The following is a 23,179-nucleotide window of genomic DNA, read 5'->3' on the forward strand; positions in this document are numbered from 1 at the left end:
AAAACGAGTTGATTTTTAGAGGCGGATGCGTTATGCTTCTTGTATGATGAGCAAAGGAAGACCCCCTGTATAGGAGCGAGGGAAGCGTAAGGCGAGGGCAGTCGGTTCGAATCCGGCCGCCTTTGCTCATCGTATTTTTTTCATTTCGATGATACGCTGATATTCATTACGGCCTCTATCCAGTTCGGTTGAAAGGTCAAGTTCATACATCGTATCGATTTTCGGCAACATTAAAGAAACGCCTTTATGTCCCTTATTTTTCATACTCACATCGACGGCGATTTTCATATATTTACTTTCAGTTTTTTTCTTTAAGAAAATAAGTTTTTCACCGTCATAATAGATTGATGCATCAATAAGATAATCCATGATGTTATACCAATCAAACACATCGGGAGCATTGCCGGTTTCTGCGTGGCGCTTAGAGTATTTAGCACTCTGCACTAATCCGGCTTCCAAGAAGATAAGATTTTGATTACCGATATTGATATTCTCTTTTGCGAGCGCGGCTTGTGTTTTTTGATCCAAAAAGCCGACCGGTGTTATATACTTTTTATCAAGGGTACGTGATACGGCATTATCAATAAAATCAATATGTGCAGCCTTTGCCGCAGTGTTTGTCATCAGTGTTTGTACAACGGCATTAAACTGTTCCGGTATTTTATCAGATGCTTTTTTTATACACTCCGCTAAAACGGCAGTATTTCTACTCATCTTCCCTTGGTTCCAGTTAAAGCCCGGCGTAATACCTTTGGGAATACGTTCAATAGTTCCCTTGCGCTCGTTAAAATACGTGCGGTATTCTTCCGGCGGCGCTTCGGTTTTTACCCTGAGGATTCCGCCTCCTGAGCCGTCGGCTTTCGGCGGTATCTTTATGCCGTCCCGCTCATAGCGCCTTTTTCTCGGCTCCGAGACTGCCCTTGTATGGCACTTACAACGATATCCGTTCGGCGGTAAATGGTTATCCCACCAAGGGTCATCCTTCGGCAAAATAAGACCGTTCCATGCGAGGTGCTGTTCACGGTGTTTTTTGGCATTACCGATACAGTACATAAGATAGGGATGCAGATCGCTTGCCATTGTGCGGTCATATTGAGCTTTCTGAAAAGCGCTGCGCAAATTGACATCGTAGATAGTTTTAAGCCGCCGGTCGCTTCCGAGCTGTGCATCAATTTCTGCTCCGGTAAGCGGATCGGTCATCTTCTTTTTGCCCCACCAACCCTTCTGTTGCAGTGTCGGCTTTAAATTCTTTTTAAAGTGTTCAAAGCTGTGCCCTTCTTCAAGCGCTTTTTTACCCGCCTTTTTAATATCGCTTAATACATCAAGCTGCATCGCCTTTGCAACGGTAAAAGAGGTAGCGTGTTCTTCGTTCCAGACATCCTTATACGAAAAACCGACTTTTAAATTTTTATCTTTGATGTAGTTGAGCGCATCTTCAGGGATAAGAGACTCAGGCATTTATTCATCTTCCTTATCAAAATGGGCATCGCCTTCGGCACGTGCCTTAAAAAATGCGATTGCCATTGTGCGGGCTATTTTTGCGGGATCCCAGCCAGTTACCAGCTTTTCAAGTTCCGCCTCAAAGCTCGTAAAGTCGGTCGCTTTATCCGCCGCTTGTTCCAGTACTGCTGCAATATCGTCGGTAATAGCGATAAAGTCTTGCTCGTTTTCTTCCGGCAGTTCATCATCATCGCTTGTGTAGGAAGAAACATCACTTGCATTGAGTGCAATGGAGCCGGAGAGCGCCCCGTGCGTGTTCAGTTCCGTTTGATACGGATTCGGCGCAGTGAGTATCTCATCGTCTTTTTCAGGAGCAGAAAGCCCTAACAGTGCGTGTATTTCCTGCGCTTTTACTTTTAAGCCCAGCGGTACGAGCTTGGTAACGGAATCGACAATGAGCTGTACGTTTTTCGGTTCGACGTATTTGATGCAGAGTTTCGGATAGCGTTCCTGTTCGCCGAAATTAAAATTGACATACGGGATAACAAGGTCGCGGTTTAAGGTTTGCTCAAGCTGGCGCACATCCGCTTTTAAGATATCCTGTCTGACCGTCTGCTGGTCTTGGCTGTCTCCGAGCTTGCCCGGAGTGCCTTCGGCGCTTGCTGTCTGTCCGAGTACCAGCTTTGAAAGCTGCTTATCAACCCACTCGGCAATGTCTTGATACACAGTTGCATTGCTCGCCGTTGTTTTACTTTCGATAATATCGATGAGCATTGAATCGGGGATCACCGCGCCGACATCTGCGCCGATTGCGGCAACGGCACGCTTTAAGGTTGCAATATCTTCTTTTGTTGCCTTGCGTCCGTATTTACCGATTCTCACCGGATAGCCGAAGCGATCGGCGAATGCTGCCCAACTACTTACGTCATACGTTTTAATCAGCCAATAAAAGAGCGCGGTAAAACTCAAACCGGAGGTAATCTGCTTGCCGCTTAGCAGGTTCGGCTCATGCACGATAAACTTGTACGGCTCAAGCGGATGCAGCTCCATACCGTAAGGATCCCGAAGCGATAGTACACCCGTTTCTTTATCGTACGCGAACCAGCGCGGATCACGGAAGTAAAAGGTTTGCGGTTTCCACCGCGAGCCGGAAGTCTCCCAGATAATTTCATTGACGCTAAAGCCTTTGCCTAAAGCGTCGAGCGTGTTTTTAATTAAATCCATACAATCGGCGTGCTGCGCAATATCTTCACTGACGGCATCGGCGATTGCAAGGCTTTCTTTATCATCGCTTTCTGCTTGCACATACAGTTCCAGTCCTTCAACGGCGTGTTTGCGGGTTGAAAGCACTGAACGGTAATGCGCATCGCGCTCTTCCAACTCTCCGGCAATCTCCAAATACTCCGCCGGAACGTCTCCGCGGCGCACTGTATCTAAAAGAGATGCCAGCTTCTCCGGGGTAAGCCCTGCAACTAAACCGCCCGACCATAAGTCGCGGTTAGAGTTGGCAACCGGCGTTGCCCGCTGTTCGGTTAAGCCGTGCGTGTTTTTTCGTTCTGTAGTGCTTCCGGCTTTGCCGGTTAATCGTCCCAGCCATCCCATGGATCAACTCCTTTTAGTCCAAATGTGGTTCTTGTTTTAACCGGCTCATACGCGTAGGTCTGATACCCTGCTTCATAGCTTTGCAGCTCTGCATAGTGAGCCATTACTTTTGCGATACACGCATCGCCGTGCCGTCGTACCCTGCTTGAGCCGGTACGATCTGTAACCAGCGGCACTCCCTGTACAACTTTTACCACCGTAAAATCATCACGGATAAAAAGATCATCCGGCACGCTTGCTGTTTTTTCTTCAAACGCGCTTTTTAATTTGGGAAAATACTCGGCGTACCATTTGCGTGAAAGCATCACTTGATACACATACCCCGGCCATTCCTGCGCGGCAAGTTCGGCAATCATCTGTCCGTTTCCCCGTGAGTCAAAGGCGGCGCCTTCCAAATTACTCACGGTATTTCCGACAAGCTGTATCAGCTGCCATTGTTGGGCAAACGGAATATTGCGCAATTCAATGACGCAGAGTGTTTGGGAAACACCTTCTTTGAGTATTCCATCAAGCCAGATAACGGTTAAGTCTCCGGAGCGAGCAAAGTCTTCACCGATAACAACCGGATTGCGCGTTCCTTGTAAAACCGGCTTTATCTCTTTGAACCATTTTTGAATGGTACGCTCCCGCTTCCATTCGTTTTCAAATGTGAAGGTATCGCTTTCGGTAAACCGGAATACCGGCGCATCTTTTTTGATACTGTCAATGAGGGAGCGCGGGAAATACTGCGTCCCGTTTGCACGCGGCACACAATATAATTCTTCATCCGCGCCATCGCCGTAATCTTTAATGAGCGAAGCAAGCCACGCTGCTTCTTTTTCCGCACTCCATACCTCTCCTTTGACTTCACAAATGCGCTTGTATAAACCATCACTCAAGGCATCATCAATCGTGGTACGGTGCAGCGAGTACTCTTTTTTGCCATCGTGAATCTCTTTGACTAAATCATTAAACGGATTATCTTCCCCGTCATGGGTACTCAAAATAGCAACCGAGCCGCCCCACATCAAAAGCGCTAACGCTGCTTTTAACAGTTCCGATAAATCATCGCAGAATGCCGCCTCATCAATAACGACATGTCCCTGCTTTGAGCGAAGCGAGCGCGGTACAGACGGCAGTCCCCAAATCTCAAACCCTGAATCAAAGCGGATTTTATAAACGGTAATGTCTTTATCTTCATCTTTGATCACCGTCTCTTCCATATCGGAGCAGGCGATGTTCAATAGCTTTGCCCAAAATGCGGCATCATTGACAAACTGCTGCGTCATTTCTTTTGCATACGAAAGATAGTAACAGTTCATCCCGCCGTCAGTGCGTGAAAGCGCTGCCAGTAATACCGCATAGAGCGCTTCTACATACGAAGCTCCGATACGGCGGCTTTTTTCCCAGACCTTTACTTTTGATGTGTCTTGGAGCCAGCGGCTTTGGTAGTCAAGTAAGATGTTTTTGCTTAATGCTTCCGAGATGGTCATGCTTGTATCCTAAACACTTCGGCAAGAATGGTTTCCATTGCCTCTTTACTCACGCCTTTTTTCTTCCCAACCGCTTCAACCTTTGCTGCCGTCTCTTTAAGGATGAGCTCTTTGATGGCATCTTCCCGCTCGGCATTAAGCTTTTCAGCATGTTCCAATTCCTTCAAGCCGCGAGAGACTTTAAAAATCACTTCGGTCATGAGCTTCGGATCGACATCCTTGCTTTCCTTTAATTCTTCCAGTTCACAGATAAGGTCAAAAGCGACAAGCCGTATCTGCTCATTTACTACTTTACCCAGCTTGTTCCGCGTGTCGCTGCCGTACTTTTCTAAATAGGCTTCCGCAACCTCGCGAGCTTGTCGGTTTTTTTCGGCAAATTTTTTCATTCTAAGTGCATAGCGGTTAAGTGAGCTTTTTGAGATTAGCGGCTCTCCCGCTTCCGCATTGATGGCATCAACGATTTCAAGCTGGGTTACGTCCGGCCGGTTCAGTAGCTCGATCAGGCGCTTGCGTAACGGTTCTGGCAGCTTATCAACGGCACTTTTCTGTCCCATCTTTTTACCCTCTCGTAAAGCGCTTAATCCATAAAAGGCGGCTCAATGCCCTCTACTCGGCAATAGCCAAGTGCGACATCCAGCCCTGCGCGGGTAAGGTGCGCTAATACAAGACCTTTATCAGAAAGCCGCTCTGCCATAACAAAGCCGCGCACTTCAAGCCAGTTGATAAGCGTATTCACATCAGCAAGGCTGACCGTATGTCCGTATGTTTTTAAAAGCCGCTGGAGCATTTCGTTTGAAAGCGTCCTGCTTGCGTCTTTTTCAAGTCCCTGTAAAATGATACTGCGTTGGTTCGGTAAAAATATATGTTCCATCTTCCTTAAATCTCCTTTCTGCGCATTGTTTGTGTCGGCTATCTCCGCGGTGTGTTATTGATGAACCAGCCTTGAATCTGCTTCAAAATATTATTCATGCCTTTCATCTCTCCTTCGATATTACTTAACCGCTGGCCAAGACCATCGCTTACGGTCTTTTGAAGTTCCGCAACGACATCCTCAAGTTTTTCGATGCGCTCTTCTTGCTTTTTAATCTTTGCATCGGCGGAGTTTTGTACGCCGGCTATTTTTGCTTCAACCTTCTTTTTATGATTTGCCCAAAGCCCGCCGAAAAATCCGGTTGTGGCTATGAAGCTGCCGATACAAGCAAGGATAAATTTGACTATTTCCATCTGTTTACCATTCAAGGCTATCTTAATTGCAGCGCAATTCCGATGCCGACTCCTCCTGCCAATCCGATACTTACCCCGCCTAAACTCCATAGCCACTTTTTGCGCCGTTCCGCTTTCAAAAGTGTTTCAAAGCCTTCCGCTTGTGTTTTCCAATATGCAACATCGGGTTTATATTCAAGGACTCCTTGTTTATAACCGGCGTTATACGCTTCCGTGATACTCTTTTCCGCTTCTTCAACGACAATATCAAGGAGTTCCTGAACTTCCAGCCCCGTGTAGTTTCTCGTTAAGTCGATGCTGAACTTCGAGCCGGAAGCGGTCGGTGATGGATTGCTTTTCTCGGCGTAAAGTGTCAGCACAAGCGGAAGCAGCAGCAAGATCGCTCGCAGGCGTTTGTTCAATTTCTTGTCTCGTGTGTTCTTTTGCAGCATGAGATTTCTCCTCTATTGTTTGCTCATCTTCTTTACTACGGCGGTTCAACAGGATAAACCCGATAACGGCAGCCGCCGAAGCGATGACTGCCCAAAGAATAATGCCTACCTGTTTAATCTTAGCGAACATCGTCGGGCTTTCCTTTGAAGATATTGTTTATCCAGATCGACGCATCAACTGGCAAAAACACCCCTTTGCAAAAGCCTCCGGCGAGCAGTGCATCAGTCATTGCAATATGCGTAATGCCGCACGCATTCAAGATAAATGATACAATAACCAGTAAAATACCGACTCCCGCCATAATGTTGGATACGGTTTTCATGCTGATTTCCTTTTTCGCTTCTGCTTGTTGTTCCACAATGCTACCTCCGTTATGAGTTTTATTTTTAAGCGGCGGTATCTCCAGCCGCTTCATAAGGTCTTCAAAATAGCGAGATTCTTTAAAATCCCTTGAGACGATTTGTCAGCAGTGTTAGAGTCCCCTTCCTTGTACGGATAAGATACCTGCGATTTCGTCTCCGGCTTGTACGCCGTGTGCTTTTAGTGTTTGATTGAAAAGTTCCAAGTCTTTGGATGAGAGAATAAAGCAGCCCGCACTCCATGCGTAGGTCGTGTCTGTTCCTTTTGAAAATGAGAACCGATCATGTATCAGCCAGCGGCCGGTCTGGTAGCCGCCTTTCGTAGTCTGCATCGCGTTACGGTCAATTTTTTGTCCGTCAATATCGACCGTCTGTGTAATAGCGTGGATTTGTCCATGAAATTTCCGCGGAGGCACGAAGCACCGCACGGTAAAATCTCCGGCGGCAATGCTGTCTCCGTAAGAAACGGTATCTCCGGGCAGCATATCACCGAAGCAATAATTTGCAACGCTCTGACATTTGCATTTGAAAAGCTCGGTATCATCATTCAGCAAAATGAAATCGTCGAGGCTATTATTTTTCCAGTTATTTGAAAAGCTATCAGGTTTATCCGGTTCGGCTTTGAAATCGTAAGATTCTACATACCGGATTATATGAAGATGCAGCATAGTAAGGCTCCTTATCTTGTCAGTCATGTAAGAGCCTAGTATTTTTTTACATTAAATATCAGATAACGATTATTAAAAAAGTAGCCTTTTTACCGGAATATACTCAAGAAAATACCGGTCATTTAATTACACCCTATGTAATCCCTCTTTCATATTTTTCCCATTAAATCCCGCCTTTTCCCGCTAAATCCCGTCTATTCTCCGGCATTAGGCATTCTATTTGATGGCGCATAGAATATGGGCTTGCGAAGATAGAATAACCGGCTTATACTAGACCGATATGCGGTTTTTTGATAGGTTTTTCCGCTGGGTAAAAGGCCCCCAAATATATGCGCTGGTCGGCGGCAACGGCACGGGGAAAAGTTTTAGGGCACGGCTTGTTGCCCAAAGATACGGAATAGATTTGATTATCGATGACGGATTGGTCATTAAAGGCGATAAAATACTTGCGGGACATTCTGCAAAACGGGAAAAAACATTTTTGGCGGCAGTAAAAGTCGCGGTTTTCGACGATAAGCAGCATCGGGATGAGGCCGCAAAGGTGCTTCATCAGTTCAGCCGAAAGAAAGTGCTGATTTTAGGCACATCCGATAAGATGGTTAATAAGATTGCGGCGCGGCTGCAAATTCCGCCCCCGCAAAAAATTATCCGCATTGAAGATATTGCGACAAGGGAAGAAATTGAAACCGCCATCCGGAGCCGCCGGCTTGAAGGAAAGCATGTTATCCCCGTGCCGTCTGTTGAGGTAAAACGGAACTATCCACAAATATTTTATGATAAAATACGGCTGCTGTTCCGTAATGCAAGTACAGGGCACTTAAAAGAAGAAGAAACGTTATTTGAAAAATCGGTTGTGCGTCCTGAGTTTTCTAAAGTTTATTCGGCTCAAGTTTCCGATACGGCTTTAAAAGAAATGGTGATGCAGTATACAGTGCAGTATGACAGCGCTGTAAATATTAAGAAAATTACCGTTCAAACCGAGGATAACGGTTATAGAGTCATTATGATGGTGGATATGCCTGCCGGTCCCGATTTGGCGGGCAGAATATTGGCATTGAAGGACTTTATCATAAAAAATATCGAACGGTATTCAGGGATTTTTATAGAAGACTTTAATATCGTATTAAATCAGATGATCGATATACAAACGGAGGCCTAAAGTGGCACGAACATTAATACCTTTATGGCAACATTGGCAATTTGCGGATAGTTTTGAAGAACAATACCTGCAACGTGATTGCGATGAAACACATTTTACCGAAATACAGCTTCCGCATACGGTGAAAGAACTACCGTATCATTATTTTGATGAAAAAATATATCAATTCCATTCCTGCTATAGAAAGAAGTTTGCCGTATCCCCTCAACTGCAAGATATGCGCCTTTTTATCGACTTTGACGGAGTGATGTGCTATGCAAAGGTCTTTGTAAACGGGCAGTTTGCCGGAGAACACAAAGGTGGGTATGTTCCTTTTTCCGTTGAGATTACTCAATATGTTGACTATGGGGAAGAAGAAACAAATGTACTGGCCGTGTACGTCGATTCGACGGAGCGGGCGGATATTCCTCCATTCGGCGGGATGGTAGATTACCTTTGCTACGGAGGTATTTACCGCGATGTTACCTTGCGTGCGGTGCCTCACTGTCATATCGAATCGGTTTATGCCCGGCCTGTATCCGTTTTAACGGCGGAGAAAAGCTTGCAGGTGGACATCGCGATTGCACACAGCGACCGGATGAATAAGCCGATTAATATTTTGATAGCACTCTTTGATTCCCGAAATAAAAAACGGGCGGAGTTACATAAATCGCTTGTCGTGTCCGTTCCGTCCCTTACATTATCGATGCTTATGGATGAATTAACCGGCTTAAAATTGTGGACGCTGGAAAAGCCCGAGCTGTACCGTGTTGAGGTATCTTTATTGGAAGACGGCGCGGTATGTGATAGCGTTTCAACCCGTATCGGTTTCCGCGTTGCCGAATTTACTCCGGAAGGTTTTTTCTTAAACGGAAAGCCGCTAAAGCTGCGCGGTTTAAACCGGCATCAGTCTTTTCCATACATCGGTTACGCGATGCCTCAGCGGGTACAGCAAAAAGATGCGGATATCCTAAAGTATGAACTCGGTGTCAATATCGTCCGTACCTCGCATTATCCTCAGTCGCCGTATTTTTTAGACCGCTGCGATGAAATCGGGCTGTTGGTTTTTGAAGAAATGCCCGGCTGGCAGCATATCGGCGATTCCGCGTGGCAGGATATCAGCTGCGAAAATATCCGGAAGATGATTGCCAGAGACCGGAATCATCCTTCTATTATATTGTGGGGAGTACGCATCAATGAGTCGCCCGATTGCACGGATTTTTACCAGCAGACAAATATGATAGCCCGTGAACTCGATCCGTACCGACAAACCGGCGGTGTCCGATGTATCGAAAAGAGCGAATGTTTTGAAGACGTTTATACGATGAACGACTTTATTTACGGCTCGCAAGGATTACCGGCATGCACTGCAGCCGGAACGGTGCGCGCGCTTCGATTTCAGCGCGAGGTTACCGGACAGCCGGATTTGCTTCCATACCTCGTAACCGAATTCGGCGGGCATATCTACCCGACAAAACGGTTCGACCAAGAAGAACGGCTGATCGAGCATGCAAAACTTCACCTTGCGGTACAAAATGCCGCCGCCCTCGACCCGCAAAAGTGCGGCGCAATCGGCTGGTGCGCTTTTGACTATAATACTCATGCAAACTTCGGTTCGGGCGACCGTATTTGCTACCACGGCGTGATGGATATGTTCCGCATTCCTAAATTTGCCGCAAGCGTGTATGCAAGTCAGCAGCCTGCAGAAAGCCGCCCGGTGTTGGAACCGTTAACCCGCTATACCGTCGGGGATCGTGCCGTCGGCGGGATTGCGCCGCTTACCATCTGTACGAACTGCGAGGCAGTCCGGCTTACCATCGGGGAAAAAGATTTGGGGCTTTTCTATCCTGCCTTTGACCGCTATCCCGGACTTGAGCATCCGCCCGTTATTATCGATAACCTTCCGAGTGTGTGGGGCGGCGCATGGGAAGATGCCGTATTCATCGGTTATCATAACGGTAAAGAATGTATTACCCGACGGTTTGCCGCAAACCCCATACCGGCACAGCTTGTACTTACCGCCGATGAAACGAAGCTCCGTGCCGACATCCCCGACGCAGTCCGCTTTGTTGTGCGGCTGCTTGATCAGGCGGGCAATGAATTACCCTATAGCTCCGAGGTAGTGCAGATTAAATTAAAAGGCTCCGCGAAGATTATCGGACCGCAGGGATTTGCCCTCATCGGCGGCTCCCGCGCTTTTTGGATTAAGACGCTCGGCAACGTCGGTACGGTAAAAGTTTCCGCGCAGACAAGCGAATTTAAAAGCGAAACCGTTTCCGTCCGCATCCGGTAATTTCAGAATCGGCATTCGTGCCGCTTCCGTAAGCCTTTTGAAATAGCCTGTTGAGTAGTGTACATCCATGTACACTACTCAACGACGAGTTTGCGTTGCAAACTCGCTACTGCTTATAACCACGGACATCCTTGTCCGTTCTGAAACGGCGAAGATTGTCAGTAGCGGCATGGATGCCGCTTGTGCTAAGCAGAAGCGATGTTTCGGTTGTACCGAAACTCGCAGCCAAAAGTGTACAAGGATGTACACTTTTGGCGTAGCGACAACGCAGATGTGCCGTATATTTCAAAAGAGATGGTTGACATACCCCCATATCTAGTGTTATTATAGCAAATATAAGCATAATTAACGCTATATGGATAAAGTTATATAGCGTTAAAATAACTCTATAAAAGGCGGGTGAGAAATCATGAGAACAAGAGAAGCAATCGATGCCGATATTGCAGCTGCGCAGTCGGAACTGCAGAATGTACACGGTACTACAACGGAAGTATATGCACGCATAGTCGGTTATTACCGTTCCGTCCGTAACTGGAATAAGGGCAAGCGTGAAGAATTTTCGGAGCGGAAAATGTTCGAGCGCGAAAATCCGAAAACACACGTATATGCCGGTCAAAGTGCCGTATTAGACATGGGGACAACGTCCGTTCAGTATCCTGCGTTTTTCGAGGTATATACACGGAAAACGTGTCCTAATTGCCCGCCTGTCAAAGACTATTGCAGCAGTCTCGGTATTGCCGTCCGGTATATCGATGCCGATACCGAGGAGGGTATTAAAGCGGCTGCAAAGCACGGAGTACGCTCATGTCCAACCGTTATCATGTATAACGAGGCGGAAAAAGAACTTTCGCGTGCATATTCCGTTGCCGATCTTAAAGCCCATCATTTTACCCCTTATACGGCCGAAGCGGTTATCGCTTAAGCTATGAATGTCGGCCTGCAGAAAACCACGCTTGTAAACTACCCGCATCGGGTTGCGGCGGCGGTTTTTCTGCCGGGCTGTAACCTGCGCTGCCCCTATTGCTATAATAGTGAGCTTGTGTGCGCATCGATTTTCGAGGGACCGATGCGTAATCCGCTGCAGTCCGGCAACAATGACTACGTACCTATTGAAGCAGTCTATGAGCATATCGAAAAGCGGAAGGCTGTACTGCAAGGGCTGGTTATTTCGGGCGGCGAAGCGTTGCTGTCGCCGGTTTTGACGGAACTTATCTTACGGGCGAAAAAGGCCGGCCTTGCTGTCAAGCTTGATACAAACGGTTTATTGCCGGATGCCTTATCTATGCTGCTGCATGATAAAACGCTTTGTCCGGATATGATAGCCATCGATATAAAAACCGATCCTGCCCGTTATCATGAACTCAAGTTCTGCCGCCCTGCCGGTACTGCTCCGGTATCTCTAGAACCGGGAGCGGTTCTTAAACGGACGCTCATGCTCTTACGTCAAAAAGAAACGTTTTGCCGGCCGGTAGAAATAGAGTACCGGACGGTTCTTGTACCGCCGCTTATTACCGCTAAAGATATATGCGCTATTGCAGACGTGCTTCCTTCCGATGCCGCATGGTTTTTTGCACCTTTTTTACCGGGAAACTGTCTTAATCCTAAATGGAATGCTATCCGCCCCTATACTCAGGCGGAAACGGAAGAACTTATCCGGTTTGCCGCAACGAAGATACCCAATAGCCGTTTACGATAATTGTACGATAATAATAATAGTTGATTGACGAGAAATTGATGTATGAGGGTGAAAATGGGCCCAGCTGGACTTGAACCGGCGACCCGCGGATTATGAGTCCGCTGCTCTAACCAACTGAGCTATAGGCCCAAGAAAGCACAATACTAATGTATTTTACCGCTTTAGTCAAGGGTATCTGAAAGGGTAAAGGCATCGGCCTTTGGACTGCATACTTGACGCGGTAACCGTTGAGCTTCTTTTTAGCGGATTTTCAGCTGCGAATAGAGCTTTTTACCCGCAGTATTTTTAGGAATCGCGTCGATAAAAAAAATATGAAATACCTTTGCGGGGAGCCGCGTCGTTTGTGCCAGATATTCCGACACTGCGCGGTGCCGTTCTTCGGCTTCCAGCGTTGTGTAAATGCAGAGAAGGTCGTCCTGCCCTATACAGGCAAATTCGGCATCGGGGAACGCTGCGGAAAGCAGCCGTTCGGTATCGTCAAGATTAACCCGGTTCCCGAATACCTTGATGAACCGTTTTTTTCTCCCGACGATAAAAAAATAACCGTCGGAATCTTGTTTTGCCATATCGCCGGTATGCAGCGTTCCGTGCCATTCGTCTCCTTTCGATAAATCCTCAGCGCATTCCGCATAGCCCATTGCAACATTCGACCCGTGGTACACCAGTTCGCCGACAGTGTCTGGCGCGGTAATCTCGGTACCCGTTTCGTCGATCAGTTTGAGTGCGCCGCCGGGAACGGCAATGCCCATGCTGCCGCACTTTTCCAGTGTTTTATCGGGCAGCAGATATGCCATGCGCGGCGCGGCTTCGGTCTGTCCGTACATCACAAAGAAGCGCCGGCCGGTATTCAAACTCCACTCGCCGAATTTCTTATGCAGTTCGTACGGCAGCTTTCCCCCCGCTTGAGTGAGCGTTTTAAGCGCCGGCAGCTCCATTTCGGTCAACCGTAAACGGGAAAATATTTGATAGGTGTAGGGGATTCCGACAAGCGAGCTGACGTTTTCCCGTTTGACACGTTCCCAGAACGCAGCGGTTAGGATATCGTGTCCGCTCAATATAATGGTTGCCCCCATAAGGGCATGGCTGTTGATAATCGACATTCCGTATGAATAACTCATCGGCAGCATGGTTATCGGGCGTTCCTTGTCGGTGATATGCAGGTATTCTGCAATTGAGCGCGCGTTTTCACAAATATTGCGGTATGTCAGGCGCACAAGTTTAGGGCTGCCGGTGCTCCCCGATGTAGTAAGGAGCAATGCCAAATCCTGAAAAAGCTCCGGCCCTTTTGTATCCGATTGGAGTAATAGGCTGTCCGCTATTGCAGTAACGGTTTTATTCATTGGGAGAATTTTTTTTGTTTCTTCCGGCACATCGTGCGGAATGTAATAAAAAGCGGGGCGGTAGGTTTTGATTAAATGCTGCAAAAGATCCGGCGCGATATGTGCGTCCAACAGGAGCGGTACGGCGCCTGCCTTTAAACAGCCGAGGTAACCGAGCAGTGTTCCGCGGGAATTGCTGCAGAGTAAAAACACCAGCTGATGTGCTGCCTCTTTTGAAAACACCGCTGCAGCCGTATCGATTTCACTGTAATGTACTGTCTCACCGTTATCGGTTATCGCCAATACCCGCTGAGGGTCTTCTTCGGCATACCGTAATATATCCATAGCCTTCCCCCTTATGCGGCTGCCTTCTTTGTTGCGCAAAATTTTCTGTTTTTGATTTTAGAAGCGGGCCACCGCACTTTATACTGTTTTGCTGAGCGTTTCGGAAATACTGAACGCGCAGTCTCCGATCTTTTCAATTGTCCGTACCATATCGATATACAAGAGCTCAGCCTTGACATTTGCTCCTTCTTCCAAACGGTTCCGTGCAAGTTTTTTCAGATTACTGCGCATGGCATCGATTGTCTGCTCCATTTCATCGGCAAGCGCCAGTTGATCCTGTGCCAACGGTTTGTTTAAGTGATCGTGTACAAAGTGAATAAACTGGTTAACAACGCCGAGGTAGGGCAAAAGCTTATCCATATCTTCCTTCGGGATGTTAAGCTTTTTCTTCTTGCTCTTTTCGATATGCAGTCCCAATTCATAAATATGATCGGTCATATTTTCAAGGTGATCGACAATAGTCAGCATCAGCCGCACGTTATGCGCCGCTTTAACGCTGAGCGACAAGCGGGAGGTTGCAATTAAGAAGCGGGATAATTCTTCCTGCATTTGATCTGCATAGTCCTCTTGTTGTACAAGCTGCGCAATGACTGTTTCAACGGAACCTTTGTAATCGTCTTCCAGTAAGGGGCGAATCGTATCGAACATCTTCCGTACGACCATAGACATCATGCTGATTTCCCGCTCAGCTTGCAGAATATACGCTTCGATATTTTCTTTAATTGCCGTTTCGCTCGGTATAACCAGCTGATATCGCTCCGGCGATTCGTTTCCTTTGTCTTTAACAAGCCATTCTACAAAGCGCGCAATGTACGGAATAAACGGGAGAGCAATCAAGGTATTGATAATATTGAATAATGAGTGAAAGAGGGCAAGCCGGATGGTTATGTTTGCAAGTCTGCTGCCTTCCGGCGTTAGGCGATACAACAACGCGAGCGACGGTTTAAAAAAGATTAAGAATAAAAGCGCACCGCATACGTTAAACAGTACGTGCACCATAGCCGTTCTGCGCGCATTGAGTTTACTTCCGATTGCCGCGATAACGGCATCGATCGTGGAACCGACATTACTGCCGAGTACGCTTGCCGCAGCGAATTCCATACCGATAACTTTGCCATAAGCCATGGTCAAAATAATAGCGGTGGTTGCGGACGAAGAGTGTAAGATGATTGTTAAAAGGAAGCCTGCAACAAAGCCTATGATAATACTGTAGATACTGTCGTTTGCGGCGAAGGATAAGAATGACAGGTTATCGGCGGACAGATCCGGCATCAGTGAAGAGAGAATGCCGAGTCCCGTAAAAAGCAGGCCGAACCCCATAACGCCTTCCCCTAGACTTTCCTGGTGGATCCTTTTAAAGAAGGTAAGGAAGAAGCCGATGCCGAATGCCGGTATTGCAATTTCGGCGAGTTTGAGCTGAAAACCGACCAGCGCGACAATCCACGCGGTAACCGTTGTACCGATGTTAGCACCGAAGATAACGCCGATTGCCTGTGTCAGCGAGAGAAGTCCCGCATTAACAAACGAAACGGTCATAACGGTGGTTGCGCCCGATGACTGAACAATAGCGGTAACTGCAAAACCGGTAAGTACGGCAAGAACTCTGTTTCCGGTCATCATATTGAGGATTCGATGGAGACTTCCTCCGGCACTTTTCTGGATACCTTCGCTCATCAATTTCATGCCGTATAAAATGAAGCCGAGACTCCCCAGCGCTTGCAGCAATATTACAACTATATTCATGCCGACAGCATAGCAAAAGCTCCCTTAAAATGCAACAGCCGAAAAAATATGAATTTTTGAGGCTGTTGCATTGGGTGCGCGAAAAGCGCACACGTTAATAAGCAAGTTTCCGATTAAGGGAACTTGACGGTTAAGGTGAGCGGCGCTATTTTAGACGCTCACCTTATACCTTCCTTAAAATGCAACAGCCGAAAAAATATGAATTTTTGAGGCTGTTGCATTGGGTGCGCGAAAAGCGCACACGTTAATAAGCAAGTTTCCGATTAAGGGAACTTGACGGTTAAGGTGAGCGGCGCTATTTTAGACGCTCACCTTATACCGCCCTTAAAATGCAACAGCCGAAAAAATATGAATTTTTGAGGCTGTTGCATTGGGCATTTTTAGCGGCCGTTGACATAAATTATCGTACACTATAAAATAATGCCATTGTCTATAGGACTGTATAATAGGTCTCTAATCTATTTTTATCTACTTTTTATTAAGGAAGGAAATCATGGCAGAAGAAAAGTATGTCTATTTCTTCGGAAATGGCAAGGCGGAAGGCAACGGCGAAATGAAGCAGCTGCTTGGTGGTAAAGGAGCCGGTTTGGCCGAAATGACCCGTGCGAAGTTGCCCGTTCCCGCAGGTTTTACAATTACCACTGAAGTTTGTCAATTGTATTATTCAAATAATAAAAAATATCCTGCCGGCTTGGAGAAGGCTGTAAAAGAAAATTTACAGAAACTGGAAAAAGCTGCCGGTAAGAAGCTTGGTGATCCGAATGATCCGCTTTTGGTTTCAGTCCGATCGGGAGCTCCCGTTTCGATGCCCGGTATGATGGAAACGATTTTGAACCTCGGCTTAACCGATAAGTCGGTTGAAGGCTTGGCAAAGAAGACGTCGAACCGCCGCTTTGCATTGGATGCATATCGCCGTTTCATTATGATGTACGGTTCCACGGCAATGGGTATTGACCGCATTAAGTTTGATGATCTTTTTGATGAGGTAAAAGAAAAACATACCCGCGGGCGCTTAAACATTGCTGCAGACAAGAAAGTCGGCGATACTGATGTAAATGAAGATGAGCTTGCAGAAGTTATCACAAAATTTAAGGCTCTTTATAAAAAAGAGATTAAAGAAGAATTCCCGCAAGATCCCATCGAACAGCTTTGGGGCGCTATCGGAGCGGTATTCAATTCTTGGATGGCTGAAAAAGCGGTTACCTACCGCCGTGTAGAAAACCTCGTCGGAATTAAGGGCACTGCAGTCAACGTTATGCAGATGGTATTCGGTAACAAGGGGAATACCTCCGGTACCGGCGTCTGCTTTACCCGCGATCCCAATAGCGGTGAAAACGTATTCTACGGCGATTACCTCTTTAATGCACAAGGTGAAGACGTTGTTGCAGGTATCCGTACTCCTATTAAACTTTCCGAGTTCGAAAAAGAAGATAAAAAAGCGTATGACCAGCTTTGCAAAGTCCGCGCGCTGTTGGAAGAGCACTACAAAGATATGCAGGATATGGAGTTCACCGTAGAAGAAGGTACGCTCTATATGCTCCAGTGCCGTACCGGTAAACGTTCTCCTGCCGCCGCTTTCAGAATGGCAGTCGATATGGTAAATGAAGGGCTTATCACAAAAGAAGAAGCGATTATGCGCATTAAGGCAAGCGATATCGAAGGTATCTTCTATCCTGCCATCGACTATAAGCAAGCCAACTTGAAATCCGCTTTACTTGTCAGCGGAATTGCCGCAGTTCCGGGCGCTGCAACCGGAAGAATCTGTTTTTCCGCCGCTAAGGCAGAAGAACTTGCAGCAAAGAAAGAAAAGGCAATCCTTGTACGCAAGGAAACCAGCCCCGAAGATGTTGGCGGTATGCATGCCGCACAAGGTATTTTGACCGCAACCGGCGGAAAAACGAGCCATGCGGCCGTTGTTGCACGCGGTTGGGGCAAATGCTGTATCGTCGGATGCGAAAAACTTGTGATCGATTACGAAAAAGGCGAATGCAGCTACAACGGTGTTACACTCAAGGAAGGCGATTTTATCACACTTGACGGAACCAAAGGCGATGTGTATGTCGGCGAGCTGAAATTGGTGCAGGCAAAACAGCCTGAATCATATAAGACTTTGATGAAGTGGGTTGATGAAACACGTACCATTAAAGTGCGCACCAATGCGGATCAGCCTGACGATGCAAAGGTTGCCCTTGAACACGGTGCAGAGGGTATCGGATTGTGCCGCACCGAGCACATGTTCTTTAATGATGAAAAGCGCATCCTTGCAATCCGCGAGATGATTGTTGCGGACAGCACCGAAGGACGTAAAAAGGCTTTGGCTAAGCTGCTTCCGATTCAGACCAAGGACTTTGAAGGTATCTTTAAGGTTATGGACGGAAAGGGCGTTACCATCCGCTTAATCGATCCTCCGCTGCATGAATTTGTACCGCATGATAAGGAAGGCCAGCAGAAATTGGCCGAAGCGCTCAACATCAGCTTTGCAAGTGTAAAGGAACGGGTAGAACAGCTCCATGAAGCAAACCCGATGCTCGGACACCGCGGCTGCCGTTTGGCAATTACCTATCCCGAAATCCTCGAAATGCAGGTAACCGCTATCATTACCGCTGCGTGCAACGTACATAAAAAAGGTATTACGGTGCTGCCCGAAATTATGATTCCGCTGACCATCGATCCTAAAGAATTTGCGATCCTTGAAGCGAGAGTCCGCAGCGTTGCCGATGCAATTCTTAAAAAGCACGATGCTAAGATTAAATACTTGGTCGGTACGATGATTGAAACACCGCGCGCGGCTTTATTGGCCGATAAGATCGCCGAACGGGCTGAGTTCTTCTCGTTCGGAACCAACGACTTAACACAGATGACGTTGGGCATAAGCCGCGACGATGCTGCGAAGTTCTTACCTGCATACGTTGATGAACAAAAAGCCGGTGTATTCCCGGCCGATCCGTTCCAGTCTTTGGATCAGGAAGGCGTTGGCTTGCTCGTTAAAGAAGGTATTGCAAAAGGCCGTTCAACCCGCCCCGAATTAAAGGTCGGTATCTGCGGCGAACACGGCGGTGATTTGGAATCCGTCAAGTTCTGCTGCCGTGCCGGAATGTCGTATGTTTCGGCATCGCCCTTCCGTGTTCCGATTGCCCGCCTTGCTGCTGCACAGGCTGCAATAGAGGATAAAAAGGCCGGAGCTAAAAAAACGGCTAAGACAACAAAGTCTGCTAAAACGGGGAAATCTACCAAAACCGCAACGAAGAAAAAGTAAATAATCGTTAGTTGATATAACTTGCGACCGGAAGGCTGTCTGAAAATATAAGTTTTTGGGCAGCCTTTTTATTTTATAGTTTGATACCGGACATTATAATATATCGATAGGGCATCTCTAAAAACTCGGTTAGATTTTTAGAGATGTCCGACGAGTCTTTTTGATAAGTCTTTATATTTTTATGACTTATCAAAAAACATCGCAAAAAGAATCTAAGGAAAACCTCTAAAAAACTGAGATTTTTAGAGGTTCCCAGTATTGTAGAAATAGAGTCGGATGTAGTTATACGAGCAAGGTAATTAATATGGGAAGATATAGAGCAATATATACCGAAAATCAAAATGGTGACGGATATGAGGCTGAAAAAAACAAAACGGAAAAAATATGGCTGCGCAGAAAACTGATGGCGGTGATCAGCTGTATGCTGATTATGGGTATTGTCGTACAAGGCCATTTTGCAGTCAAAGCCGTAAAAAGAATGGTTCGTGAACAAGCAGAAACAGCTCTGGTTGATAAAACGGAAGCGGTCGCTGATATGTTAGATAAAGAAACTACCGCTTTTTTTCAATATGTCGAAGTGCTGGCCCATGCGCCGGTGTTTACTGATTGGTCTATCCCCAATAGTAAGAAAGCAAAGATAGTGTATGAACAAGTTGCTTTTAACGATGCAATCCGTGGAATAGTGTTTTGTGGTATGGATGGGCACGGCTTTATAAATAGCGGTGAACGAGTATCTGCTTTAAACGAAGAATGGTTTAGAGCGGCGGCAAGCGGGAAACATTTTGTTTCAGAACCGACTGTTTTTTCATCCATAAATATCGTATCGTTTATCTTTGCGGTTCCTATCCGCATGGGTGATAAAATTACTGGTGTACTAAGCATGATTGTTTCATCGGATTTTTTTCTCGAAAAAAATCGAATCCATAACAGTAGGACATACCGGCTATAGTTCCGTACTCGGTTCAACGGGAATAATAATCGCCGACAGGGATCAACATTTTGTAGAAAATAAGTACAATATCATATCGGAAGCAGCAGCAGATGAAAGTCTTGCATCTCTTAAGGTTTTTATAGAGACTGCGTTAACCGGTCAAACAGGGGTTGGTCGCTACACGTTTATGCAACTTCCTTATATGGCTGCATATTCTACCATGCAGACTACCGGATGGACGGTCATCCTTAAAGCTCCTGAGTTGGAATTAACTGGAGCTGCAAAAAAGTTTACTAGTATGGTCGTTGTGACAAGTGTCCTTTTCCTCGTAGCTGCAATAACTATTGCGGGTGTAGCAATACGGAAAATTGTATAATTCGCTATTTTACCGCTTTTAATACATATTTTTTTAATGCTTTTGTCGCTATATCCATGTTTAGATATTTCAAAGAATGTATATTTTTAAAAATTGCAAACAGCGTTACAGGAATGCCGAACGGAAGGCTCCAGATTCCGCAGCATAAAGACATGATATTTGCTTTTTTTACTTTTTCTTTTAAACACTCTTTGCAGCCGATTTCAATGTTCGTATGGCGGAACGTCAAAATCAATATACTGAAGACGGTATTTATGGTTAATGCATTTATACCTTTTCTTTTATTGCATAGCGGACAAAAACAATCTAATAACTGTTCTGCATGAGTATTAATAATTTCTTTTATTTCTTTTTTAGACATACTTTTTAAATCGACTGCATTTTTTATCCCTTCTAATTGTTCGGAAAGATATTTTCCGGTAAACTCTTTTATATTATATTTTTTATATAATGTATCATATTGACTTATCAGTCCGCTGAGAAAATAGCGGGCTTCTTCAGTATAGAGAAATTCAAATATACCGGCTCTTGAATTGATATAAACTGTTTTTCTCATCGTAACAAAAAAGAGAATAGACAGAATTACGGCAGGGATAAAATCAACATACCCCGACGCAAGCGTCGGGGTATGTTGTTCTCATAAGGTGGTTGCAGTCGGCTTTAATACCCTTTGTTACGACGCAAGCGTCGGGGTATTAAACCCTCCGCACGAATAAAACAAGAAATTATCGATTGTGTTTGAATTAACATAGATGGTTATTATGATAAATCCTGCCAAGAGAAAAAGTATAGCAGCAATAATTCCAATGCGCCAATCTTTATATACCGATTCATATACTTCATCATCTAAATCATAGAGGTTGCATTCCTTTGAAATTTTTGAAAGCAACCTCTTTTGTGTATATATTAATTTTCCGTTGCGTATTTCCGCTTCAAGTTTATATAAAAAAGCTTTTTGGATTAATTTCATACACTCATTTTCAATAGTGTAAGTCATTAATTATCGACGGCATCATACTTTAAGATAGATGATGCGAATTACGCAAACCGTATAACCTGTTCATCCGCATCAACTGTTGCCTCAACGCCGAGCGGAATAATACACCGCGGTGTTGCGTGTCCGATATTAACGTTGTACACAATTGGTAAATCCGGTTTGTTGATTTCGCTGATTAAAAGGCGTTTGTAGTCTTTGTAATATACTTCGTCCATCGGTTTTCCGACAAGGATACCGTTTATAACTTCAAAAATGCCGGTAGTGTTTAAGGCTTGTAACATCTTTTGATAGAGCTCAGGTTTTGTACGTTCTTCGCTCGATTCCAAAAGCAGTATTTTACCGTTCCAATCGTCAATGCTCGGAAAGAGATTATACCGGCGGCACAAAGCAGGGCTGTCACTATGGCGGGTGTTGTCAAACATATCATACATTGTTTCAATACAGCCTCCGAGTATTTTACCGGAGAATACGGACTTCCCTTGTAATAATTCAAATCCATTGTTCCGGTGCCGCATTCTTTTTACACCGATCTGTGATTCATCAAATGCGGTACGCTCGCCATACCACATATCGCTCGGGCGGATTTCTTTTATTGTGCCGGTTGTAATCAATTCTTCAAAATACTTTTTTGAATATGGCAGCATTTCATCTTCAAGTTCGCAGATATCCGCCACAAACGACTGACCGTAAAAAGTGTTCACGCCGACGTTATGCAGCATAAAATGATTCATCGTTGTATCGGAGAATCCGAGGAAAATCTTTTTGCTATGCTGTACCGCCTTCCGTAATTCATCATGCTCAAATAAATACGGCAGCAGCTTGTATGTGTCCTCTCCGCCGATTGCGCACAGAATCATATCAATAGACGGATCGGAGAAAGCATCCAATAAATCCTGCGCACGGGCTTCGGGATGACTTTGAAGAAAATCAATCCCTTTACAGGCATTTGCAGTAGTAACGACTTCTATCCCATACGCACGTAAACGCCTAAAGCCCAATTCTTCCGCGTGCTTAATAAACGGCTCACCGAGCAAGCCCCGTGAAAGACTAATGATCGCTATCTTTTTTACCGTCATAGTTTTTACTCCTCATATCATTTTTTTTCGGTATGTAATGCTTTCGTTTCTTTTATTCATGCGGAGGGTTTAATACCTGCCGTTTCTCGGCAACGCTTTGCGTCGTAACAAAGGGTATGAAAGCCGACTGCAACTACCTTATAGAACACACAGTGCGAAACGTTGAGCACTGTGCCCCGATGCTCGCGTCGGGGGTGTTGATTTGTTTCCAAATCTATTTTACGTTCTGATTACGGTCAGAATATTTTAAATCACTTTTCTGTTTTTATCAATTCCTGTTGTTTAATGTGAGTTATTTATATTCTTTTTTGATAATAAGTTCCTCAGACATTCCGGCATACTGCGCTCCGTCAAATTCAAGTTTTACAATATACGGCATATAGTCAATTATTCTCATAAAACTATCGCAGCCAAATGCCGGATTATAATAATTGAGAATGGTGCTTAAAGCGGTACCATGGGTTTGGAGTGATACAATAAAAGTGCAGCGCCAAAATTGCCGAAAAAGAGAGGAGGAAGGGCAATGAAACGGTACGATGAGAACTTTAAAATCGAGGCATTGAAGCTGTCGGACGAGATCGGAGTGAAGAAGGCGTGTGAACAGCTTAATGTGAACTACGGAACATTAGCAGGCTGGAGAAAGCAGCGGGTAAAGAAAAACAAAGAAGGAAAAAGTACAGATGCTGATATTCAAAGAGAGAACAGCCGCCTCAAGAAAGAAATAGCCGAGCTTAAAAGTGCGAATGAGATACTCAAGGATGCACTCGGTTTTTTCGTTCAAGACCGGAAGAAATAGAAAAGGATGGTCTTTT

The 23,179-nt window shown here is 45.7% G+C and carries 21 protein-coding genes and 1 tRNA gene; 7 read left to right on the forward strand and 15 right to left on the reverse strand.

What is annotated here, in order from left to right:
* Positions 1 to 126: 126 nt before the first annotated feature.
* The 9 genes from HMPREF1222_RS00270 to HMPREF1222_RS00310 form a co-directional block, all read right to left on the reverse strand.
* Entirely contained in the window at positions 127 to 1,458 is a 1,332-nt protein-coding gene (locus tag HMPREF1222_RS00270) for a phage head morphogenesis protein (RefSeq protein ID WP_016517705.1), read from the reverse strand.
* On the reverse strand, positions 1,459 to 3,042 hold the full coding sequence (locus HMPREF1222_RS00275; protein WP_016517706.1) for a DUF935 domain-containing protein: 1,584 nt from the start codon (positions 3,040 to 3,042) through the stop codon (positions 1,459 to 1,461).
* Positions 3,021 to 4,514: a hypothetical protein gene (locus HMPREF1222_RS00280; protein WP_016517707.1), complete on the reverse strand. Its 1,494-nt coding sequence runs from the start codon at positions 4,512 to 4,514 to the stop codon at positions 3,021 to 3,023. The genes HMPREF1222_RS00275 and HMPREF1222_RS00280 overlap by 22 nt, the downstream gene beginning before the upstream one ends.
* Positions 4,511 to 5,068 (reverse strand): phage protein Gp27 family protein, encoded by a 558-nt coding sequence (locus HMPREF1222_RS00285; protein WP_016517708.1) that lies wholly within the window; start codon positions 5,066 to 5,068, stop codon positions 4,511 to 4,513. Before HMPREF1222_RS00285 ends, HMPREF1222_RS00280 begins: the two co-directional genes overlap by 4 nt.
* Positions 5,069 to 5,091: 23 nt before the next feature.
* Positions 5,092 to 5,385: a VpaChn25_0724 family phage protein gene (locus HMPREF1222_RS00290; RefSeq protein WP_016517709.1), complete on the reverse strand. Its 294-nt coding sequence runs from the start codon at positions 5,383 to 5,385 to the stop codon at positions 5,092 to 5,094.
* A gap of 38 nt (positions 5,386 to 5,423) precedes the next feature.
* Entirely contained in the window at positions 5,424 to 5,738 is a 315-nt protein-coding gene (locus tag HMPREF1222_RS00295; protein ID WP_016517710.1) for a hypothetical protein, read from the reverse strand.
* A 17-nt stretch (positions 5,739 to 5,755) separates the two neighbouring features.
* Positions 5,756 to 6,169, reverse strand: coding sequence for a hypothetical protein (locus HMPREF1222_RS00300; protein ID WP_016517711.1), 414 nt, complete (start codon positions 6,167 to 6,169; stop codon positions 5,756 to 5,758).
* Positions 6,170 to 6,288: 119 nt separating this feature from the next.
* Positions 6,289 to 6,528: a hypothetical protein gene (locus tag HMPREF1222_RS00305; protein ID WP_016517712.1), complete on the reverse strand. Its 240-nt coding sequence runs from the start codon at positions 6,526 to 6,528 to the stop codon at positions 6,289 to 6,291.
* Between the two features lie 114 nt (positions 6,529 to 6,642).
* On the reverse strand, positions 6,643 to 7,197 hold the full coding sequence (locus HMPREF1222_RS00310) for a hypothetical protein (protein WP_016517713.1): 555 nt from the start codon (positions 7,195 to 7,197) through the stop codon (positions 6,643 to 6,645).
* A gap of 280 nt (positions 7,198 to 7,477) precedes the next feature.
* Here HMPREF1222_RS00310 and HMPREF1222_RS00315 point away from each other — a divergent pair, with 280 nt between their 5' ends.
* From HMPREF1222_RS00315 to HMPREF1222_RS00330, 4 genes are all read left to right on the forward strand, one after another.
* Positions 7,478 to 8,356, forward strand: coding sequence for a hypothetical protein (locus tag HMPREF1222_RS00315; RefSeq protein WP_016517714.1), 879 nt, complete (start codon positions 7,478 to 7,480; stop codon positions 8,354 to 8,356).
* A 1-nt stretch (position 8,357) separates the two neighbouring features.
* Positions 8,358 to 10,628 carry a glycoside hydrolase family 2 protein gene (locus HMPREF1222_RS00320; RefSeq protein WP_016517715.1) on the forward strand — a complete coding sequence of 757 codons (2,271 nt, stop codon included), beginning with the start codon at positions 8,358 to 8,360 and terminating at the stop codon, positions 10,626 to 10,628.
* Between the two features lie 409 nt (positions 10,629 to 11,037).
* On the forward strand, positions 11,038 to 11,550 hold the full coding sequence (locus HMPREF1222_RS00325) for a glutaredoxin family protein (RefSeq protein WP_006189310.1): 513 nt from the start codon (positions 11,038 to 11,040) through the stop codon (positions 11,548 to 11,550).
* A 3-nt stretch (positions 11,551 to 11,553) separates the two neighbouring features.
* The gene (locus HMPREF1222_RS00330) at positions 11,554 to 12,324 is read left to right on the forward strand and encodes a radical SAM protein (RefSeq protein WP_016517716.1); all 771 of its coding nucleotides are present in this window, start codon (positions 11,554 to 11,556) and stop codon (positions 12,322 to 12,324) included.
* 55 nt (positions 12,325 to 12,379) lie between these two features.
* Here the strand turns inward: HMPREF1222_RS00330 and HMPREF1222_RS00335 are convergent.
* The 3 genes from HMPREF1222_RS00335 to HMPREF1222_RS00345 form a co-directional block, all read right to left on the reverse strand.
* Positions 12,380 to 12,453, reverse strand: a tRNA-Ile gene (locus HMPREF1222_RS00335).
* A 110-nt stretch (positions 12,454 to 12,563) separates the two neighbouring features.
* Positions 12,564 to 13,988: an AMP-binding protein gene (locus HMPREF1222_RS00340; RefSeq protein ID WP_016517717.1), complete on the reverse strand. Its 1,425-nt coding sequence runs from the start codon at positions 13,986 to 13,988 to the stop codon at positions 12,564 to 12,566.
* Between the two features lie 78 nt (positions 13,989 to 14,066).
* Complete coding sequence (locus HMPREF1222_RS00345; protein ID WP_016517718.1) at positions 14,067 to 15,731, reverse strand: Na/Pi cotransporter family protein; 1,665 nt, start codon at positions 15,729 to 15,731, stop codon at positions 14,067 to 14,069.
* A gap of 493 nt (positions 15,732 to 16,224) precedes the next feature.
* On the opposite strand from HMPREF1222_RS00345, the gene ppdK reads away from it, so the two are divergent.
* Together ppdK and HMPREF1222_RS00355 are read left to right on the forward strand one after the other, a co-directional pair.
* Positions 16,225 to 18,987, forward strand: a complete 2,763-nt coding sequence (gene ppdK / locus HMPREF1222_RS00350; protein WP_016517719.1) for a pyruvate, phosphate dikinase — start codon at positions 16,225 to 16,227, stop codon at positions 18,985 to 18,987.
* Between the two features lie 304 nt (positions 18,988 to 19,291).
* Positions 19,292 to 19,936, forward strand: a complete 645-nt coding sequence (locus tag HMPREF1222_RS00355) for a PDC sensor domain-containing protein (protein WP_016517720.1) — start codon at positions 19,292 to 19,294, stop codon at positions 19,934 to 19,936.
* 362 nt (positions 19,937 to 20,298) lie between these two features.
* On the opposite strand, the gene HMPREF1222_RS00365 is transcribed toward HMPREF1222_RS00355, so the two are convergent.
* From HMPREF1222_RS00365 to HMPREF1222_RS00375, 3 genes are all read right to left on the reverse strand, one after another.
* Complete coding sequence (locus HMPREF1222_RS00365; protein WP_016517721.1) at positions 20,299 to 20,850, reverse strand: hypothetical protein; 552 nt, start codon at positions 20,848 to 20,850, stop codon at positions 20,299 to 20,301.
* A gap of 117 nt (positions 20,851 to 20,967) precedes the next feature.
* On the reverse strand, positions 20,968 to 21,264 hold the full coding sequence (locus HMPREF1222_RS13040; RefSeq protein ID WP_006187586.1) for a hypothetical protein: 297 nt from the start codon (positions 21,262 to 21,264) through the stop codon (positions 20,968 to 20,970).
* A gap of 68 nt (positions 21,265 to 21,332) precedes the next feature.
* Complete coding sequence (locus tag HMPREF1222_RS00375) at positions 21,333 to 22,367, reverse strand: S66 family peptidase (protein ID WP_016517723.1); 1,035 nt, start codon at positions 22,365 to 22,367, stop codon at positions 21,333 to 21,335.
* Positions 22,368 to 22,890: 523 nt separating this feature from the next.
* Here HMPREF1222_RS00375 and HMPREF1222_RS00380 point away from each other — a divergent pair.
* Positions 22,891 to 23,163, forward strand: a complete 273-nt coding sequence (locus tag HMPREF1222_RS00380; RefSeq protein WP_016517724.1) for a transposase — start codon at positions 22,891 to 22,893, stop codon at positions 23,161 to 23,163.
* Positions 23,164 to 23,179 lie beyond the last annotated feature (16 nt).

It is taken from the genome of Treponema vincentii F0403 (genome assembly GCF_000412995.1).
Taxonomy (GTDB): Bacteria; Spirochaetota; Spirochaetia; order Treponematales; family Treponemataceae; genus Treponema; species Treponema vincentii.

What these genes read in the sequence shown, in the direction of transcription:
- HMPREF1222_RS00270 (WP_016517705.1), bottom strand. Translation starts at nt 1,458, where the DNA reads ATGCCTGAGTCTCTTATCCCTGAAGATGCGCTCAACTACATCAAAGAT.
- HMPREF1222_RS00275 (WP_016517706.1), bottom strand. Translation starts at nt 3,042, where the DNA reads ATGGGATGGCTGGGACGATTAACCGGCAAAGCCGGAAGCACTACAGAA.
- HMPREF1222_RS00280 (WP_016517707.1), bottom strand. Translation starts at nt 4,514, where the DNA reads ATGACCATCTCGGAAGCATTAAGCAAAAACATCTTACTTGACTACCAA.
- HMPREF1222_RS00285 (WP_016517708.1), bottom strand. Translation starts at nt 5,068, where the DNA reads ATGGGACAGAAAAGTGCCGTTGATAAGCTGCCAGAACCGTTACGCAAG.
- HMPREF1222_RS00290 (WP_016517709.1), bottom strand. Translation starts at nt 5,385, where the DNA reads ATGGAACATATATTTTTACCGAACCAACGCAGTATCATTTTACAGGGA.
- HMPREF1222_RS00295 (WP_016517710.1), bottom strand. Translation starts at nt 5,738, where the DNA reads ATGGAAATAGTCAAATTTATCCTTGCTTGTATCGGCAGCTTCATAGCC.
- HMPREF1222_RS00300 (WP_016517711.1), bottom strand. Translation starts at nt 6,169, where the DNA reads ATGCTGCAAAAGAACACACGAGACAAGAAATTGAACAAACGCCTGCGA.
- HMPREF1222_RS00310 (WP_016517713.1), bottom strand. Translation starts at nt 7,197, where the DNA reads ATGCTGCATCTTCATATAATCCGGTATGTAGAATCTTACGATTTCAAA.
- HMPREF1222_RS00315 (WP_016517714.1), top strand. Translation starts at nt 7,478, where the DNA reads ATGCGGTTTTTTGATAGGTTTTTCCGCTGGGTAAAAGGCCCCCAAATA.
- HMPREF1222_RS00325 (WP_006189310.1), top strand. Translation starts at nt 11,038, where the DNA reads ATGAGAACAAGAGAAGCAATCGATGCCGATATTGCAGCTGCGCAGTCG.
- HMPREF1222_RS00330 (WP_016517716.1), top strand. Translation starts at nt 11,554, where the DNA reads ATGAATGTCGGCCTGCAGAAAACCACGCTTGTAAACTACCCGCATCGG.
- HMPREF1222_RS00340 (WP_016517717.1), bottom strand. Translation starts at nt 13,988, where the DNA reads ATGGATATATTACGGTATGCCGAAGAAGACCCTCAGCGGGTATTGGCG.
- HMPREF1222_RS00345 (WP_016517718.1), bottom strand. Translation starts at nt 15,731, where the DNA reads ATGAATATAGTTGTAATATTGCTGCAAGCGCTGGGGAGTCTCGGCTTC.
- ppdK (WP_016517719.1), top strand. Translation starts at nt 16,225, where the DNA reads ATGGCAGAAGAAAAGTATGTCTATTTCTTCGGAAATGGCAAGGCGGAA.
- HMPREF1222_RS00355 (WP_016517720.1), top strand. Translation starts at nt 19,292, where the DNA reads ATGGGAAGATATAGAGCAATATATACCGAAAATCAAAATGGTGACGGA.
- HMPREF1222_RS00365 (WP_016517721.1), bottom strand. Translation starts at nt 20,850, where the DNA reads ATGAGAAAAACAGTTTATATCAATTCAAGAGCCGGTATATTTGAATTT.
- HMPREF1222_RS13040 (WP_006187586.1), bottom strand. Translation starts at nt 21,264, where the DNA reads ATGAAATTAATCCAAAAAGCTTTTTTATATAAACTTGAAGCGGAAATA.
- HMPREF1222_RS00375 (WP_016517723.1), bottom strand. Translation starts at nt 22,367, where the DNA reads ATGACGGTAAAAAAGATAGCGATCATTAGTCTTTCACGGGGCTTGCTC.
- HMPREF1222_RS00380 (WP_016517724.1), top strand. Translation starts at nt 22,891, where the DNA reads ATGAAACGGTACGATGAGAACTTTAAAATCGAGGCATTGAAGCTGTCG.